Origin of the sequence: Clostridium neonatale, assembly GCF_001458595.1 — a bacterium.
GTDB lineage: Bacteria > Bacillota > Clostridia > Clostridiales > Clostridiaceae > Clostridium > Clostridium neonatale.
Window position 1 is genome coordinate 1,591,202 of record NZ_LN890328.1, and the last position, 15,678, is coordinate 1,606,879.

Sequence of the window (15,678 nt, forward strand, 5' to 3'; positions counted from 1 at the left end):
GAGGATATAGATGTTTTATATATTAATTTCCATGCTTGCTGGCGTTATTGTTGTAGTTTCTAGAGTTCTTAATACAAGACTATCAGAAAAAATAGGATTAATCGAATCTAGTTACTTTAATTATCTAACAGCAGCATTAACATCTCTTATTTTATTTATTATAATAGGAGAAAAATTATCTTTAAGCTCTTTGAACGGGATACCATTTTACGCTTATTTAGGTGGTTTCTTAGGTGTAATTATCGTTATTTTAAATAGTGTAGTAACTCCTAAAATGCCTTCATTTTATGTAACATTGTTTGTATTTACAGCTCAGCTTTTTACTGGAGTTGCTATAGACTGGATGATTGAAGGTGCTCTACCTCTAAATAAGATAATTGGTGGTTTATTTGTAGTCTTAGGTTTAGGTTATAACCTATATATTGATTATTTAGATAATAAAAAAGCGTAATAAATATTTTCACATTACTATTTACAATAATAAAATTATCTATAAATAGTAAACTTACCTTACATGTTACTATTCATTATTAATTAAATTTGTGTTTATATATTTGCTTAGGATATTTACTTGACTTTTTTTAATAGTATCTATACTATACTTAATGAAGCTATATTATTTCTAATTTAATATACTATAGCTGTCTTATAATATATTTGGAGGTAATAATAATGGCTTTAAACAAAAGTGAACAAAATAATTTCTGTTATGATAATGCTGATAAAAGTAATAAAAACTTTAGATATAATAATTTTTTCAAAGCTAAATGCTATGCTTGTGATTTTTCTAACTCACATTTTGAATACGCAAGTTTTAGAGGTGCTCACTTTAAAAAATGTAATTTCTTTAGAGGAAATTTTACTGGTGCAGAATTTATAGGCTCTAATTTAAAGGGTTCTAAATTTAAAGAAGCAAAATTCAGTAATACAATATTTGAAGGTGCAAATTTAAATGGTGTAGATTTTAATGGTGCCAAATTTAATAAGACTATTTTTGTAGGATGTGATTTATCTTCTTCTAAAAACTTGAATCTAAATCATCCTGAAATAAGAATATTTGATTCTATGCCAGAATTAAATATAAGTGATGAGTTAAAAGATGCCATTAATGTTGCTATGGAAAATGAATATGTTAAAAGATCAAGAATCTTTGATACAAAAGATGGAGATATAAATGGACTAACATTTATGCTTTTAAGTGAACTTTTTGATGAAAAAACATTAATTGAAGGTATGCATTATTTAAAATTTGAAGTAGATAAGGATTTTTATACTCTTAGTTATGTAGTTAAACTTATTAATGAAATGAATTTTTAAAAGCTAAGTTTATATAATAACTATTCTAAATAAAATCTATCATTAAAATAAGTATTTGAAAGAGAGAAAATAAATGAGATTTGAAAAATTAGAAAAAACAATAAATAAGCTTGATAAAGATATTGAAGCTTTAAGACGATCTAAAAATTATTTAAGCAATATAGATGAAATTAATGAAATTATGGATGTTTTGAATCAAGAAAGACAAGTCTATGCAAATGAACTCTATGCTGAAGATTCTATAGTTTATTACGAATGTATAGAAGAAATTAAAAATCTAATTAATAAACAATTAGGAAAAGATGAACAAATCAAACTGTTAGATTATTTAAAAGAAAAGCATGGAAGAAAATCACCAAACGTAAGTAAAGATAGCCATGGCCTTAATGCTTGGCTTAAATTTCTTAATGTTCAATGTGAATGGACTGCGGTTCCAGAAAAAGATTGGGCTTACTTAGTTATAACTGGATATACACCTAAAATCAATAATTAAGGTGTTCTTTATGAATTCATTACTACTTTTTACATAGAAAAAAAGTTTTGCCACAAGACAATAATGATTGTGGCAAAACTTTTCTTATTATCTTCTAAACTGCGAGTTCCTTTACTTTACATTACCCTCCATTCTATTTCCTCTTCCCATTCCTCCATTTTTGTTCATGCCTCCGCCATGAGAATTGGATACTGTAACTCCCTCTTGAGTTGCACTTGTTATAATTTCTGAAATAGAAGTACTTATAACTTCTGTCCCTTTAGTATAATTACTATTTTTATATAATCCATTTTCTTCATTTCCGCCATCTACACTTCCGCCAGTATAAACCTTATAGTTTGAACCTTTCTTTAAATCTGGAGTTGATATTATAAATGAAGCAAATTTTTTATCTGGTGCAATTGTTATTACTTCATTTCCATCTTCATCTTGAATTCTTACCAGTGTATTAGCTTCCTGATCACTTAAAGTTAAATTAAGAATATATTGTGTAGATGTGCTGCTTGGAGTTTGAGCCATACCTGTACTTCCAGTCGCAACTAAGATTCCACCAGTTATGTTAAATTCCTTATCGTAATCTAATGCTCCATTTCCACTATTTGTAGGACCATATACTATTACAGTGCCGCCACTCATATATATTGATCCATTTGCATCAAGACCATCGCCATCTGCATCAACTACAATATATCCACCATTGATATTTAATACACCAGTACCTGAAGATTCTCCACCCATTGGTCCTCTTCCGCCTTGCATATCTCCCGTTGATGGTTGAGCTTCTTTTTGTGCATTATTTCCATTAGCATTAATAGCCTCTCCAGCATTCATTTGTGGCATATTATTGGTATTTTGCGTCTGATTCTGATCATTTGATTGTCCTAGTTCAGGCTTTTCACCTTCACTGTTTGGCATACCCTCTTGCATATTTGGTGCATTATTCTCGTTAAATTGTGGTTTTTCACCTTGCATTCCTTCTTCAGATGGCTTTGTTCCACCCATAGGTCCTCCTCCTTGAGGTGCACCCATTTCTTCTGATTCAGAATCACTTCCATCTGATGCATTTATACCATCATCGCTGGCTTTAACGTATATTTTACCATCGTTTATATTTATTGTTTTTCCTTCAATACCTTCATAAGATTTGTTTACATTTATAGTTCCACTATTTATTTCAATCAGTGTATCAGCATGTATACCATCATCTCCAGAAGATAAGTTAAATGTTCCTCCATCTATTATTATAGTATCATTTGTATGTATAGAATCATCTGCTGAATCTATATTAAAAGTTCCATTTTCAATTATAATTTTACTGTCCGCTTTTATACCTTTATGGCTATCAGATATTGTGCTTTCTTCTGCTGAGCTATTTTCAGAAGTTTGCTCATTATCATTTGAATTGCTATTGTCTGTTTGAACATTTGTTGAAGAATCTGCATTTGCTGTATCCTCTTCACCAGGTTTTCTCATCTCATTCATTCCTCCTGGCGGCATTTCATTGTGAATTTCACCATTTTCACTTCCACCACCAGAATTTATAGTTATGTCACCATTTCTTATATAAACATTATTTTCACCTTGAATACCATCATTTCCAGATGTAATATTCATTATACCACCTTCAATTAATACATAACCTTTCTCAGTATTTTCATCACTATTAGATTTCATACCATCTTGGCCGCTATTTATAGTTATGTTACCACCTGTGACAACTAAAGAATCTTTTCCTTTGATTCCGTCATTAACAGCATTTACTTTTATATTTCCGCCTTCTATTTTTAAATCATCTTTTCCTGTTATTCCATCATTATAATTACCTTCAACAGTTAAGTTTCCACTGCCAACAAATGTTAAATTATCTTTGCTATATATGGCAGCATCTCTTTTATCATTTTCATCTTCTAATTCATAATTTGCTCCATCTCTTATATAATTTTCTGTGTTATCAGCCAATGAAATTACAGTTTTTTCTGCTTCTTTAACATAAATTGCTGATGTATTTGAACATGTTATATCCACACCATTTAATACCAAATATACTTTTTCAATTTCACTTGCTGCAACAATTATCTGTCCATCTTCTAATTTACCACTTAAACTGTACGTCCCTCCACGATTAATAGTAACAATGTTATTATCAACAGTTACGCCATCACCATCTACGTTTATATTTTCACCTAATTCTATATATGTATCTACTTTAGGAACAGTTTCACTTTCTCCTGCTGAAACTGTTATTTTAGAATCTACAGTTCTCGCTGTTATATTATTTGTATTTGAACATCCAGTTAATGCACTTATACATAAAGTTAACGCCACCAAAATGCTAATAAGCTTTTTCTTCATAATTTCCTCCTATAACTTTCCCTATTTAATGTTGTTATATCTCATTACATTAAACCTTGAGCAACAAAAATATCATTCTTCTTTGTTATAGGATTATATTATCATCCTTGTCTTAATTTAAGCTGAACGGTAATTAACTATTTGCTTAATTAAATAATTAAATAATTAAAAGACCAATATCTCTTTTATATTTAGAAATATTAGTCTTTTAATTCTACATATTTATTTCATCACTATTTATTTTTTCTAGTACCAAAGTACCTATACCTTCTCCTTCAAGCGTATCTTGAAGTTCATATACTTCTTTAAATTTTAAAAACACATCATCTCCAAGCTGAATTGTATGTCCTGCTTCTATATGTACATCACTTTCATAAATATAATAAAATACATCTTCAAATATATCATAAATTTCTTGAGTTTTTTCAAAATCGCCATAAAAAGCAAACTCATTAACGCCAAATAAATTATTTCCCTTGGTAGTAAACCATACTCCATCATTATGTGGTATCTTTAGAAAATTTCTATATATCATCATAGCTGGTGTGTTTGCAAATTCTTTCAACTCTTCATCTTCTGCCATTCCTTGTATTAAACTTGGTGTTACTACATTCCAGCTGTATCCATTAGCTAATCCTAAAAATCCATGTTCTAAAAAGCCATATGATAATTTGTAATACAAATTTAAGATATGCATCATATCATTGCTCTTCCCCTCATAAAAAGCTATAATATGATAACTATGTTTACTCATGTCTTCTAATTCTTCTCTTTTTCCATAAGCACAATCTATTGTATAACTACTTATTTCTTCTGGCACTTTCGAGTCGATTCCTACAAGTTTAAAATTCTCATCATTTATTGTTATATTGCAGTATAAAGCTCCTTCAGCATTTAATCCTAATATAGGAGTAACTTCAACTTTGTCATTATCAATTCTTTTAATCCTATCACTTATGTTTTTCTCATTCATAATAAGTTTTTCATTAAATAATAAATACAAAGCAAATGAATTTTTCTCTTCCTTATTATTAAACATTATTATCCCCCCAGCTTATAATATTTTTTATATTATCTCTAATCAATTATATATGATAAATAAGTGAAAAGATATGGTAAAAAATCAAAATTCCCCTGTTAAGGAAATTTTGTAATAGTATATTCTTCTAATTTCCACTACTTAACAGGGGTAATCTTATTCTTTAATTCATATTTTATAACTTGTCTATACAATCATTATACATTCTAATTTTGTTTTATTGGCTATAATGCTTGGTTATGTACGAGCCTAGCATTATATCACATCTTCATCTACTGATGAAGATTTTTCATTTTTTATATAATATATAAGAATATACTATTGGAACAAATGCTATTATTATAAGTACAACAAGCATAATAGATTCAAATCCTATAAATGATGATATTGTAATAATGAAGCCTCCAATAACCCATAAATATCCTGATATTTTATGAGTCTTATTCCAAACTTCTTCATTATTAAGAGTCCATGGGGTTTTAATTCCTACAGTATAATTTTGCTTACACTTTGGAAGATAATTACCTATTATCATAATAAGTATTCCTAGTCCAATTGATACATACATTGAAATATTAATCTTGATTCCTACTGCATTTGCAATAATACTACTCTGCATAAGTACAGATAATATTGGAACTGTCCACTTTCCTATAATTTTAATTCTTTTCGAAGCATTTGCTTTTTTAGGATCATTATCTATAGTAAAATTACTTATAAAATTTATTACTAACATGATAAGTGGCAATCCAAATGCTGCAAACATCTTAGAACTGTATCCATCTGGCATACCATTAAAGCCAAAATGTGTTGCTACTTGATCTGGCAAAGACTTGTAAAATATAGTTGATATGAAAAATGGAATTAAGCATATTATACTAGTTATAATCATAGTTCTACTAATTATCTTTTTCATTTATGTTCCCTCCTTTAAATTGCGAAAACCATAGCATAACCTCTTCAAATACAGAAATATTTATTTCATAGTATATAAAATTTTTATATTTACTTTCAATTATTAAATTTGCTTTTTTAAGCTGTGATAAATGATATGAAATTGTCGCATTTGTCATATTAAAATTTGATGCTATTTCCCCTGCTGACATTTTTTTATCTTTAAGCATAACTAAAATTTCTCTTCTTATTGGATCAGAAAGAGCTTTAAATGTATCAGCGAATCCCATGTAACCCCTCCTATAATCTATTTTGAAATATATCTAAATAGATTATAGGATAATATAAAACAAAAAGCAATATCTATTTAGAACTTTTTCTAAATAGATATTCTATACAATTATATCTTGTAATATATAAAAATCTGCTTTAAAATACTTATACACGATTATTTAAAGGAGAAAACAAATGAAAAAGAAATTAATTATAATACTATCAGCCATTTTTGTTGTCTGTGCAATATTATTTATGACTAATTTTGATAATATAAATTCAGATAAAATTAATAATAGTATACCTGAAAGCAGTGATAGTAATACTGAAGATGAAAAAGAATTAGAAACTGATTCTATAAATACAAATAGTGACCTTGTAGAAAACAATACACCATCTATAATAAGAAATAATGATATAATAATAAAAGATGAATCCTTCATTACTCAGTTAGATGATATATTTATAAATTTAGATGAATACATTGGAAAAACTCTTAAAATCCAAGGTATTGTTAAGGTTATAGATGATTCAAATTTTAGTATAATACGTTTATATGATATGGCTCATGATGATCATACTCATGAAGTATTTGTTGGAATTGATGCAAATTATTCTGGACAGATTCCTCCTGAAGATACTTGGGTTGAAGCATCTGGGATAATAGGCAAACAGTTTAAAGATGGAAAAGAGGAACCCGTTTTAAAGATTCAAATTATTTCCAATATAGAAGCTGGTCAAGAAAAGGTGACATATTAAAAATAAGAGCTATTGTGAATTTATGCAAATTACAATAGCTCTTATTTTGTATTTATTATGTTATATCATTCTATCTTATATCTATATCTTTTAAAAATTATTTTGCTCTCTCTCTTTTTGCAAGATATGGCATGATTAATCCTAATAGAATTAAAACAAATGGTGTTATTATATTAAGAATTAATTGGAATTTATCTTCTGAATACATACCACCTATACATGCAAAAGCAGTAAATGCAAAACACCAAACTCCAAATATAATACCTACAATCTTATTTTTTACAAAGAAATACTCTCTGCCAAATTTATCTCCTGCCTTTTTAAGTGCAATATATGCTACAAATACCCAAAGATAACGTAGTGGCATACATACTGCATTTAGCTTTACAAGCCATTTAACCAAATCATCAACATTTCCTATACCGAAAGCTGGTACTATGATTAAAATTGAAACAATAACCATTACAAGTTTTTGTCCATTTACATATGCACCATGTTTATTTTGCTTAAACATAGCTTCTGGTATAAATCTCTTATCAGCACTATCAAGAAGCATACGAAGTGGTGCATCAATTGATATAATAAGTGTAGATACTTGCCCAACTAAATTTGTAAGAGCATAAATTACAACAAAGAAATTACCTACATGATAATATTCTCCTAATCTTTGGAATGCATAATAAGCACCATTAGTCATTAAATCATTTGGAATGTTATTCGAATCAAACATCATTCCAAGAGAGATTGTTCCTAAGATAGCACATACCGCTACCATTATTGCAAGTGTTATCATTCCTTTTGAAAAACCTTTTGCTGGATCTTTCATTTGATTTACGTATGGAGATATTTTTTCACATCCACCAACTGCAAATACTAAAATAGATAAACTTGTAAAGAATTTTACATCAAATGTAGGCATAAATGTTTTTACTGACCAATCAATTGAATTTAGCGGTGCATTTGTTATAGCTGGTGCCGCTATCATCAATAATATAAATAAAATTGACATTATAAACATAGATGAACCTGCAAGTGTTGCTAATTTCTTTAATGGGTTCAGCCCTTTTGAAGCAATATAAAGTCCAATTAAGAAAATTGCTAAACAAATTCCTTGCATAAGGACAGGGTTCATATCACTAATTCTTTTATCTTGGAATATTGCCCAGCTTGTGGCAATCATAACCCCTTGTGGCTTTTGTGAAATATAAGGCATATGAACTATCCAGTATGTCCAACCTGCATAATATGCTATTTTAGGCCCTATTGTTTCATTAATCCATGAGCTAACTCCACCACCATGTTCTTTAAATGCTGAACCTAATTCTCCTACCATAAGTGCATATGGTACAAAATAAATAGCAAATATTATAAGCCATGCTACAATAGCTTGTAAACCATTGTATTCAGAAAACCCATTTATAACATTTCCAAATCCCCATACAGTTGAGAACGCCATAAAGGCCAATGTATACCACATTATTTTTTTATTATTATTTTCCGACATTTTACCCCTTCTTTCATTTTATTATTTTTTAATTTTCATTTTAAAATTTTAACATTTTGTTTATGATCTAGCTATTTATTGCATTTTACTAATTGATATTTCATAAGCATTTTAAGTATCAATAAAGCAAATTTAGTAACTATTTTTTATTATAATTAAAACTTAATATTAATAATTACTATATTTTTATAAATAATTATGCACTAAAAATATTTATATCAATGATAATTGAAAAATTTATTACATCTTATATAATTAATTAAGTGATGTAAATAATGTATGCATAATATATGGAGGACTTTATGAATGTTCAAAATGTTATAGATATTGCTCTTACAGCAGGAGAAATATTACTTGAAAATGGTGCCGAGAATTATAGAATTGAAGATACTGTCTCAAAAATATGTAAGTCATATGGATTTAATAGTGAATGTATTGCTATGTCTAACGGTCTTTTACTTCTGGTTGAAGATTGTAATCTAGAAAAAATAACTTCTATGAAAAAAATTAAAGAAAAGCATGTTGATTTATATAGGATAGAACTTATAAATTCTTTTTCAAGGAAGCTTGAAAAAAGCTTACTAACATATGAAGACGCCAAAAAAAGTTTAGAAAAAATTAAAAATGCTCCAAACTTTACTCTTAATGTTCGAACAATGGCAGCATGTATGACAGGCTTTATATATACTTTATTCTTTAATGGCTCAATTTTAGATGGACTTATTGCAATAATAGTATGCTTAATTACTTATATAGTATTTGAAAAGATATCGAAGCTTGGGTTCTTTCAATTTTTAGAGTCTTTTTTAGCCGGATTGCTTATTGGCGGACTTAGTATGTTTTCCCACACTCTAATTTCTAGTGTCAATTCTCATAATGTAATTGCTGGTTCAATAATGATTTTGATTCCTGGTGTTATATTAACAAATGGAATTAAGGATATCATTTATGGAGACTTTTCTGCAGGGTGCTCTAAGTTTTTTGAAGCTCTGCTTATAATTGTAGCAGTTGGCGTTGGAATTGGTACATCATTATTTATTGGAATTAATACATTATAATTATTTTTTGAAAGGATAATATAGAGTTATGTTAATCAAAATGACTTTTCTTGCTTTTTTAGGAAGCGTTTTTCCCGTCATATTATTTAATATTGATAGAAAAAAGATTCTTTGGTGCGGACTAGCTGGAGCCCTTGGCTGGATTGCTTATAGCATATTTTTAACACTTACTAATAGCTCAGTTTTTGCTTCATTTTTTGGTGCTTTTGCTGTTAATTTTTATAGCGAAATTATGGCTAGAATAATTAAGACTCCTTCTTCTATGTTTTATGTTCCGGGAATTTTCCCAATCGTTCCAGGGTTTACTGCTTATACTACTGTCATAGCCTTAGTTCAAGGTAATTTTCCTGAAGCTCTTCATAAAGGAATATTGACTTTGTCCATTGGTTTTGCTATAGCATTTGGAATAATGCTGTCTTTTACTATATTTAAAATTTTACATAATATTAAATTAAGAAAATTATAATTATAAAAAGCTACCATACAAACACATATTCGTATATAATGTTTTTATAATCATATACTGGTTTTATAAAATATTATACAAAACGAAAAGGAGAAAAGAAATACATGAGCGGAAAAGAACATATGACAATAGGAACTAGCGCAGCAATAGGTTTAGTAATCGGCCTTGTTTTCTTAGGAAATATGACTTTAAATTTTAATATGATTGTTTTAATAATTGGAGGAATAATAGGATCATATATGCCTGATATAGACAGTCATAAGTCAACTGCAGCGCAAATTTTCAATAAAGTTTTAACAATAGCTGTAATCATAATGAGCATATTTTATTATTGTGGAATCAAATTTCAAATGTCTTATATATATAACCTTAATAAATTTTTAAATCTTAATATTGAAGGTATAGTTTTATTTTGCATATTAACAATCTTAGGTAAGCTTTCACCTCATAGAATGTTTACCCATAAATGGCTTGGATTATTATTATTTTGTTTAAGTACTTATCTTATGGGAAACGAATTTTTATCTGTTGGATTTACTATGGGATACATTCTTCATATAATTGCTGATAGAATAACTAAAAACGGCAAATATTTAAACTTCTTCCAATTTAAACTTCCACTTAAAAATTCACGAAATAAATTTACAATAAGCTGGTAATTATTCAATGCATAATGCATTATCCATGATTCACAATACATAATTAATAACCAATAAGCTTTGTTTTTATACTACTTTAAACATAAAAAGAAGGACTGTGGCACCAAGAAAGACCACAACATATTCTGTCAAGTTCAAAAACTATAACAGTATATTGTTGCCGAATTTTTTAGCGCTATAGCTCCCTCTTTATTTTTTATTTAATCCATAAATTTATTTTACATCTCGTCTACAATATAACTTTGAAGTTATATTGTATGATATTACTGTAAATATTGCAACTGCTATCAAAGTTAAAATCATTAATGTTGATTCACTTATATTAATGTTGATACTAGAAATTAAAGTCACTAGTGTTGGGCTAAAGCATACTGGTGCTATTGCTAAAATTGTAATAATAAATCTAGCCTTTTGAAATCCAACAATAATACCAACTGGAACTGTTACTGTATTAATAACTACGCCTATTAATAATACAGACATTAATAATGTGCTTAATGTAATTCCTTCTAAATTTTGCATATTAAATATATTCACTATATTAAATATAATTAATGTTATAATCATGACCAATACTATGCTTATAAAACCATAAATATATTTTGATAATATATATTTTTTAGGGCCCACTGGCAGTGAATGAATTAAATATCCCATTTTACTTTTATCTTCATAAGCAATAACACTATAGTTTACTGCCATTAGTATCATTCCACCTGCAAATGCAATAAAAGTTGGTTGTGTAAATATTGTTATAAAACCAATGACTACTACTAATAAAATATAATTTTTTACAGCTAATAATGAATACCATTGCATTTTTATTAAATTATTTAATTCTCTCATTATTCTCCTCCCCTTTTGTGTAATAAAGTAATATATCCTCTAAAGAGCATCTTTCATATACTACTTCTTTACCGAATAATTCAAACGCTTTTTTTCTTCCATATATCATTCCCTCAAAACCAAAAGAATTATTTTTGATTCCTATAAATTCTTCTTTAATTTCTTTATCAAATAATTCTTTTTTCCCTTTTACGAGAACATGTTCTTCTAATATTTCATCTTTCTCACCTTTTAATAATATTTTTCCTTCATCAATCAAAACTATATAATCAGCACATTTATCTAAATCACTTGTTATATGCGTTGAATAAAATACACTTACATTTTCTTTTTCCATAATCTCTTGAATCATCTCTATAAATTCATTTCTAATTATTGGATCCAAATTTGCAGTGGGCTCATCCATAATAAGAAGTTTTGGATGATGAGCAAAAGCTATTGAAAGTTCAAATTGTTTTTGCTGTCCTTTAGATAAATCCTGATAACATTTATTTTCATTTAATTTGAATTTTGAAATATAAGTTTTATATACTTGTTCATCCCAGTTAGAGTAAAAATTCTGTATGCCTTTTTTAATATTTTTAAGTTTGCCTTCTTCTAAGAATCCTGAAACACCCCCTATATACGCAATATCTTCTTTTATATATGGATTTTGCTTTATATTATATCCTAATACTCTTACTTCACCTTTATCAGTTTTTACCATGTCTAGTATACATTTTATTGTTGTTGTTTTTCCTGCTCCATTTGGTCCTATAAATCCTGTTATATATCCTTCTTTTATTTCCAATTCCTCTATATCTAAAATAAAATTATCATATGATTTTTTAAGTTTCTTAATATGTATAGCTCCCATATATGTTATACCTCCTCATAAATACTCTTGAAAATTTCTATACATTCCTCTAAAGTCAATCCAAAAGATTTAGCTGTGATTATGATTTCTTCCAATTTACACTCCATTTCAGATAATGCAGCTTCTTTCAATCTATCTGCATTGGCATTTGAAACAAAAGTTCCTTTTCCTACAACCGTTTCTATATATCCTCCCTTTTCAAGCTCTTCATAAGCTCTTTTAGTTGTAATTATGCTTACCTTAAGTTCTTTTGCTAATGTCCTTATTGATGGAAGAGCTTCCCCTGCATTTAGATTTCCATTTAATATCTGAGTTTTAATTTGATTTTCTATTTGCTCATATAATTTAATTGGTGATGAATTATTAATTATTATATCCAAATTTTCACCTCCGTATATAAAGTGTATATATATTATATATACACATATTATCACCGCTATATACTTAAGTCAATATATTTCCAAAGTTTTTCTTAAAAATTATATCTTAGTTTATATAAAACAAAAGCTTACGTACTATAAAAAATTAGTCGTATGTAAGCTCACATCTATATATAATGACATATTATTCATTAGATCTCCGTCAATAAAGAAATCTAATGTATGACATAACCACTAGAATTCATTTTACGTTTCTATTGATAATTGGCTTAAAGTGGAATATATTTATGTATATACCCTTTCTATACTTTAAAAACTTAATAAGTATTATAAAATAACTGTCTAAGGGGGATTAAAAATGAAAAAGAAATACTTATTCTTTGATATCGATGGAACATTAACTACTGTTAATCCTGGTGGAATAATTCCAGAATCCACATTAAATACAATAAAAAAATTAGAGAAAAATGGACACTTTGTTGCAATTGCTACTGGACGAGCTCAACATTCTTCTCTTACCTTTGCTAATGAAGTATGCATTAATAATATTGTAAGTGATGGCGGTCATGGATTGACTTTAGATGGTAAACTTATAGATATAGAACCCCTAAATATCGATTCAGCTTTAGAAGTGATTGATATAATGCTCTCTAATAGTATTAAAACTTACGTTTCAATTGATAATAGCAATCATTTATATACCAATATATGTAATTCAACTTTAAACCACTATTCCACTATAATAAGTGATCCAAACTTTGATTTTCACAAGCAAAAAAAGATATTTAAAATATTTTTAGAAATGACAATAGAGCAAGAAAAACAATTCAAAATACTTGATACTGTAAGCTATGTAAGATACCATCCAGACTCTATAATCATAGAACCTGATGATAAATTTAAAGGAATAACAAGCATGATGAATTACTTAAATGCTCCACTTGAAGACATTGTTGTTTTTGGTGATGGAAAAAATGATTATTCCATGTTTCAAAAAGCGCCTTTTTCAATTGCTATGGGTAATGCCATCGATGAACTTAAAGAAATTGCTTCATTTGTTACAAAATGTAGCAATGATGATGGCATTGAATATGCATGTAAGCATTTTGGCTGGATTGATTAATCTCAATCCAGCCAAAATTCAGTTCATGTATATTTTGTTATCTTATCCAAGCACCATTAGATCCTAATTTATATCCACCTATAGTTGTATTTTTAGCCATTGCTCCTGATGATTGTAAATAATACCATCTGCCATCAGTATCTTTAAACCATCCTGTTTTCATTCTTCCAGCTGAATCTAAATAATACCACTCTCCGCCTATATATTGCCAGCCTGTTGCCTTAGTTCCATTTGAATAAGTATAATACCAAGTATTATTTACTAGCTGCCATCCATATTTAGAAGTTGCTGTTGTTGTATCTGCTGTTGTATTTGATGTAGTTCCTGGAGTTGTATATACAGTTTGTGCTGATCTATTAACCGCTACTGTATAAGTCTTGCTTTCTCCATCTTCATCTTGAACTTTTACTGTTACAGTGTTATTTCCGACATTTAAATTTACAGCTTTCTTATAATTTTCAGATGAGCTTACAGTTGTTCCATTTATGGTTACAGTATTATCACTATCAACAGGTATAGCTTGTACAGTTAAAGAGCTTGTAGTATTTCCTACTCCTAAATTATATGTAGTAGTATTTTTATTAAAGCTTATACTTGCTCCTGCTAATGAAAGACTTGATAAAGCTACTTCATTATCATCTTCGTCGTCATCATCACCATTATATTCTACTTTTACTTTATATTCTTTATAATCTGAACTTGAATAGTCTTCATCTTCATCATATTCATCATCATATACTCTTATTTTTAACGTAGTATTTCCTGAATCTAATTTAATTTCATCATCAACTTCATATGCAGTGCTTCCTTTAAAGATTCTAACATAATCATCATCAGCATCTACATCTATTTTAACTTTCCTAGTGTCACTTTCTGCATAATATGTTTCATCTTCTTCTGGTTCATCTTCTAGTTCATCATCATAATCATCATCTTCATAAAGATCTATATCGTCACCATCTTCATCTTCCATTTGTATTTCAGTTAATTCATTATCGTCATCATCTTCGTCGTCATCATCGTCATTATATTCTATTTTTAATTTATATTGATTATACTCAGAGCTTGAATAAGTATCATCTTCATCATATTCATCTTCATATACTCTTATTGTTAAAGTTGTTGTACCACTAGAATCTAAACTGATACTATCACCAACTTCATATTCAGTGCTTCCTTTAAATATTCTAACGTAATCCTCATCAGCACCATCAACATCTATAGTGATTTTTTTTGTATCACTTTCTCCATAATATGTTTCACCTTCTTCTGGTTCATCATATTCATCATCATAGTCTTTATCTTCATAAAGGTCTATTGTATCTCCATCAGCATCTTCCACGTCTATGTCTGATAGCTCATCAGCATCATCTGATGATGCATAAGCTTTTGTTGTAAATAAGTTAGAATTTGTTAGTGGCCCACATGTTGCAAAAGTTCCTGTTGCAAGTGAAAAAGCTATTATTTTTTTTATATTTTTATTCATATTATTACTCTCCTCCATCTTTTGATGTTAAAATAAAATTTCTATATAGTTTTAATTTACCAAATTAACCTTAATTTAAGCTGAATAAATTATATATATATTGGAGTATTAATAAAAAGTTAACAATATAAATAAGGGACGTAGAATCAGAGTTTAGAGGATAACACCCGAAA

At 28.2% G+C, this 15,678-nt stretch carries 17 protein-coding genes; 8 read left to right on the top strand and 9 right to left on the bottom strand.

Going from position 1 to position 15,678, the window contains the following annotated elements; all coding sequences use genetic code 11:
- The first annotated feature begins 10 nt into the window (after positions 1–10).
- The 3 genes from BN2920_RS14135 to BN2920_RS14145 all read left to right on the top strand — a co-directional run bounded on the left by BN2920_RS14135 (position 11) and on the right by BN2920_RS14145 (position 1,810).
- Positions 11–451, top strand: a complete 441-nt coding sequence (locus BN2920_RS14135; RefSeq protein WP_058295634.1) for a DMT family transporter — start codon at positions 11–13, stop codon at positions 449–451.
- A gap of 221 nt (positions 452–672) precedes the next feature.
- Entirely contained in the window at positions 673–1,317 is a 645-nt protein-coding gene (locus BN2920_RS14140) for a pentapeptide repeat-containing protein (RefSeq protein WP_058295635.1), read from the top strand.
- Between the two features lie 73 nt (positions 1,318–1,390).
- Positions 1,391–1,810 carry a hypothetical protein gene (locus tag BN2920_RS14145; RefSeq protein ID WP_058295636.1) on the top strand — a complete coding sequence of 140 codons (420 nt, stop codon included), beginning with the start codon at positions 1,391–1,393 and terminating at the stop codon, positions 1,808–1,810.
- A 111-nt stretch (positions 1,811–1,921) separates the two neighbouring features.
- On the opposite strand, the gene BN2920_RS14150 is transcribed toward BN2920_RS14145, so the two are convergent.
- From BN2920_RS14150 to BN2920_RS14165, 4 genes are all read right to left on the bottom strand, one after another.
- On the bottom strand, positions 1,922–4,162 hold the full coding sequence (locus BN2920_RS14150) for a carbohydrate-binding domain-containing protein (RefSeq protein ID WP_058295637.1): 2,241 nt from the start codon (positions 4,160–4,162) through the stop codon (positions 1,922–1,924).
- Between the two features lie 214 nt (positions 4,163–4,376).
- Positions 4,377–5,201 carry a DUF4261 domain-containing protein gene (locus BN2920_RS14155; RefSeq protein WP_083498816.1) on the bottom strand — a complete coding sequence of 275 codons (825 nt, stop codon included), beginning with the start codon at positions 5,199–5,201 and terminating at the stop codon, positions 4,377–4,379.
- A gap of 289 nt (positions 5,202–5,490) precedes the next feature.
- Positions 5,491–6,117, bottom strand: a complete 627-nt coding sequence (locus tag BN2920_RS14160) for an SdpI family protein (protein WP_058295639.1) — start codon at positions 6,115–6,117, stop codon at positions 5,491–5,493.
- Positions 6,101–6,385, bottom strand: a complete 285-nt coding sequence (locus BN2920_RS14165) for an autorepressor SdpR family transcription factor (RefSeq protein ID WP_058295640.1) — start codon at positions 6,383–6,385, stop codon at positions 6,101–6,103. The genes BN2920_RS14160 and BN2920_RS14165 overlap by 17 nt, the downstream gene beginning before the upstream one ends.
- 178 nt (positions 6,386–6,563) lie before the next feature.
- On the opposite strand from BN2920_RS14165, the gene BN2920_RS14170 reads away from it, so the two are divergent.
- Positions 6,564–7,127 (top strand): TIGR03943 family putative permease subunit, encoded by a 564-nt coding sequence (locus tag BN2920_RS14170; RefSeq protein WP_058295641.1) that lies wholly within the window; start codon positions 6,564–6,566, stop codon positions 7,125–7,127.
- A 97-nt stretch (positions 7,128–7,224) separates the two neighbouring features.
- Here BN2920_RS14170 and BN2920_RS14175 read toward each other — a convergent pair whose 3' ends face one another.
- A complete protein-coding gene (locus BN2920_RS14175; RefSeq protein ID WP_058295642.1) occupies positions 7,225–8,631 on the bottom strand; it encodes an amino acid permease in 1,407 nt (468 codons plus the stop codon).
- A 302-nt stretch (positions 8,632–8,933) separates the two neighbouring features.
- Here BN2920_RS14175 and BN2920_RS14180 point away from each other — a divergent pair, with 302 nt between their 5' ends.
- The 3 genes from BN2920_RS14180 to BN2920_RS14190 all read left to right on the top strand — a co-directional run bounded on the left by BN2920_RS14180 (position 8,934) and on the right by BN2920_RS14190 (position 10,814).
- Entirely contained in the window at positions 8,934–9,689 is a 756-nt protein-coding gene (locus BN2920_RS14180; RefSeq protein ID WP_058295643.1) for a threonine/serine exporter family protein, read from the top strand.
- A 28-nt stretch (positions 9,690–9,717) separates the two neighbouring features.
- Positions 9,718–10,155 (top strand): threonine/serine exporter family protein, encoded by a 438-nt coding sequence (locus tag BN2920_RS14185; RefSeq protein ID WP_058295644.1) that lies wholly within the window; start codon positions 9,718–9,720, stop codon positions 10,153–10,155.
- Positions 10,156–10,259: 104 nt separating this feature from the next.
- On the top strand, positions 10,260–10,814 hold the full coding sequence (locus BN2920_RS14190; protein WP_058295645.1) for a metal-dependent hydrolase: 555 nt from the start codon (positions 10,260–10,262) through the stop codon (positions 10,812–10,814).
- Positions 10,815–11,027: 213 nt separating this feature from the next.
- Here the strand turns inward: BN2920_RS14190 and BN2920_RS14195 are convergent, their stop codons facing one another.
- Genes BN2920_RS14195 through BN2920_RS14205 form a run of 3 tightly spaced genes read right to left on the bottom strand, consistent with a single transcriptional unit; the run spans position 11,028 to position 12,896 of the window.
- Positions 11,028–11,660 carry an ABC-2 transporter permease gene (locus BN2920_RS14195; RefSeq protein ID WP_058295646.1) on the bottom strand — a complete coding sequence of 211 codons (633 nt, stop codon included), beginning with the start codon at positions 11,658–11,660 and terminating at the stop codon, positions 11,028–11,030.
- Positions 11,644–12,516, bottom strand: coding sequence for an ABC transporter ATP-binding protein (locus tag BN2920_RS14200; RefSeq protein ID WP_058295647.1), 873 nt, complete (start codon positions 12,514–12,516; stop codon positions 11,644–11,646). The genes BN2920_RS14195 and BN2920_RS14200 overlap by 17 nt, the downstream gene beginning before the upstream one ends.
- A 5-nt stretch (positions 12,517–12,521) precedes the next feature.
- On the bottom strand, positions 12,522–12,896 hold the full coding sequence (locus BN2920_RS14205; RefSeq protein WP_058295648.1) for a GntR family transcriptional regulator: 375 nt from the start codon (positions 12,894–12,896) through the stop codon (positions 12,522–12,524).
- 358 nt (positions 12,897–13,254) lie between these two features.
- Here BN2920_RS14205 and BN2920_RS14210 point away from each other — a divergent pair, with 358 nt between their 5' ends.
- Positions 13,255–14,019 carry an HAD hydrolase family protein gene (locus BN2920_RS14210; RefSeq protein WP_058295649.1) on the top strand — a complete coding sequence of 255 codons (765 nt, stop codon included), beginning with the start codon at positions 13,255–13,257 and terminating at the stop codon, positions 14,017–14,019.
- A gap of 37 nt (positions 14,020–14,056) precedes the next feature.
- Here the strand turns inward: BN2920_RS14210 and BN2920_RS14215 are convergent, their stop codons facing one another.
- Positions 14,057–15,505, bottom strand: a complete 1,449-nt coding sequence (locus BN2920_RS14215; protein WP_058295650.1) for an N-acetylmuramoyl-L-alanine amidase family protein — start codon at positions 15,503–15,505, stop codon at positions 14,057–14,059.
- Between the last annotated feature and the right edge of the window lie 173 nt (positions 15,506–15,678).

Excerpts from the sequence above, each read along its gene's own strand:
- BN2920_RS14135 (WP_058295634.1), top strand. The coding sequence starts at position 11 with ATGTTTTATATATTAATTTCCATGCTTGCTGGCGTTATTGTTGTAGTT.
- BN2920_RS14140 (WP_058295635.1), top strand. The coding sequence starts at position 673 with ATGGCTTTAAACAAAAGTGAACAAAATAATTTCTGTTATGATAATGCT.
- BN2920_RS14145 (WP_058295636.1), top strand. The coding sequence starts at position 1,391 with ATGAGATTTGAAAAATTAGAAAAAACAATAAATAAGCTTGATAAAGAT.
- BN2920_RS14150 (WP_058295637.1), bottom strand. The coding sequence starts at position 4,162 with ATGAAGAAAAAGCTTATTAGCATTTTGGTGGCGTTAACTTTATGTATA.
- BN2920_RS14155 (WP_083498816.1), bottom strand. The coding sequence starts at position 5,201 with ATGTTTAATAATAAGGAAGAGAAAAATTCATTTGCTTTGTATTTATTA.
- BN2920_RS14160 (WP_058295639.1), bottom strand. The coding sequence starts at position 6,117 with ATGAAAAAGATAATTAGTAGAACTATGATTATAACTAGTATAATATGC.
- BN2920_RS14165 (WP_058295640.1), bottom strand. The coding sequence starts at position 6,385 with ATGGGATTCGCTGATACATTTAAAGCTCTTTCTGATCCAATAAGAAGA.
- BN2920_RS14170 (WP_058295641.1), top strand. The coding sequence starts at position 6,564 with ATGAAAAAGAAATTAATTATAATACTATCAGCCATTTTTGTTGTCTGT.
- BN2920_RS14175 (WP_058295642.1), bottom strand. The coding sequence starts at position 8,631 with ATGTCGGAAAATAATAATAAAAAAATAATGTGGTATACATTGGCCTTT.
- BN2920_RS14180 (WP_058295643.1), top strand. The coding sequence starts at position 8,934 with ATGAATGTTCAAAATGTTATAGATATTGCTCTTACAGCAGGAGAAATA.
- BN2920_RS14185 (WP_058295644.1), top strand. The coding sequence starts at position 9,718 with ATGTTAATCAAAATGACTTTTCTTGCTTTTTTAGGAAGCGTTTTTCCC.
- BN2920_RS14190 (WP_058295645.1), top strand. The coding sequence starts at position 10,260 with ATGAGCGGAAAAGAACATATGACAATAGGAACTAGCGCAGCAATAGGT.
- BN2920_RS14195 (WP_058295646.1), bottom strand. The coding sequence starts at position 11,660 with ATGAGAGAATTAAATAATTTAATAAAAATGCAATGGTATTCATTATTA.
- BN2920_RS14200 (WP_058295647.1), bottom strand. The coding sequence starts at position 12,516 with ATGGGAGCTATACATATTAAGAAACTTAAAAAATCATATGATAATTTT.
- BN2920_RS14210 (WP_058295649.1), top strand. The coding sequence starts at position 13,255 with ATGAAAAAGAAATACTTATTCTTTGATATCGATGGAACATTAACTACT.
- BN2920_RS14215 (WP_058295650.1), bottom strand. The coding sequence starts at position 15,505 with ATGAATAAAAATATAAAAAAAATAATAGCTTTTTCACTTGCAACAGGA.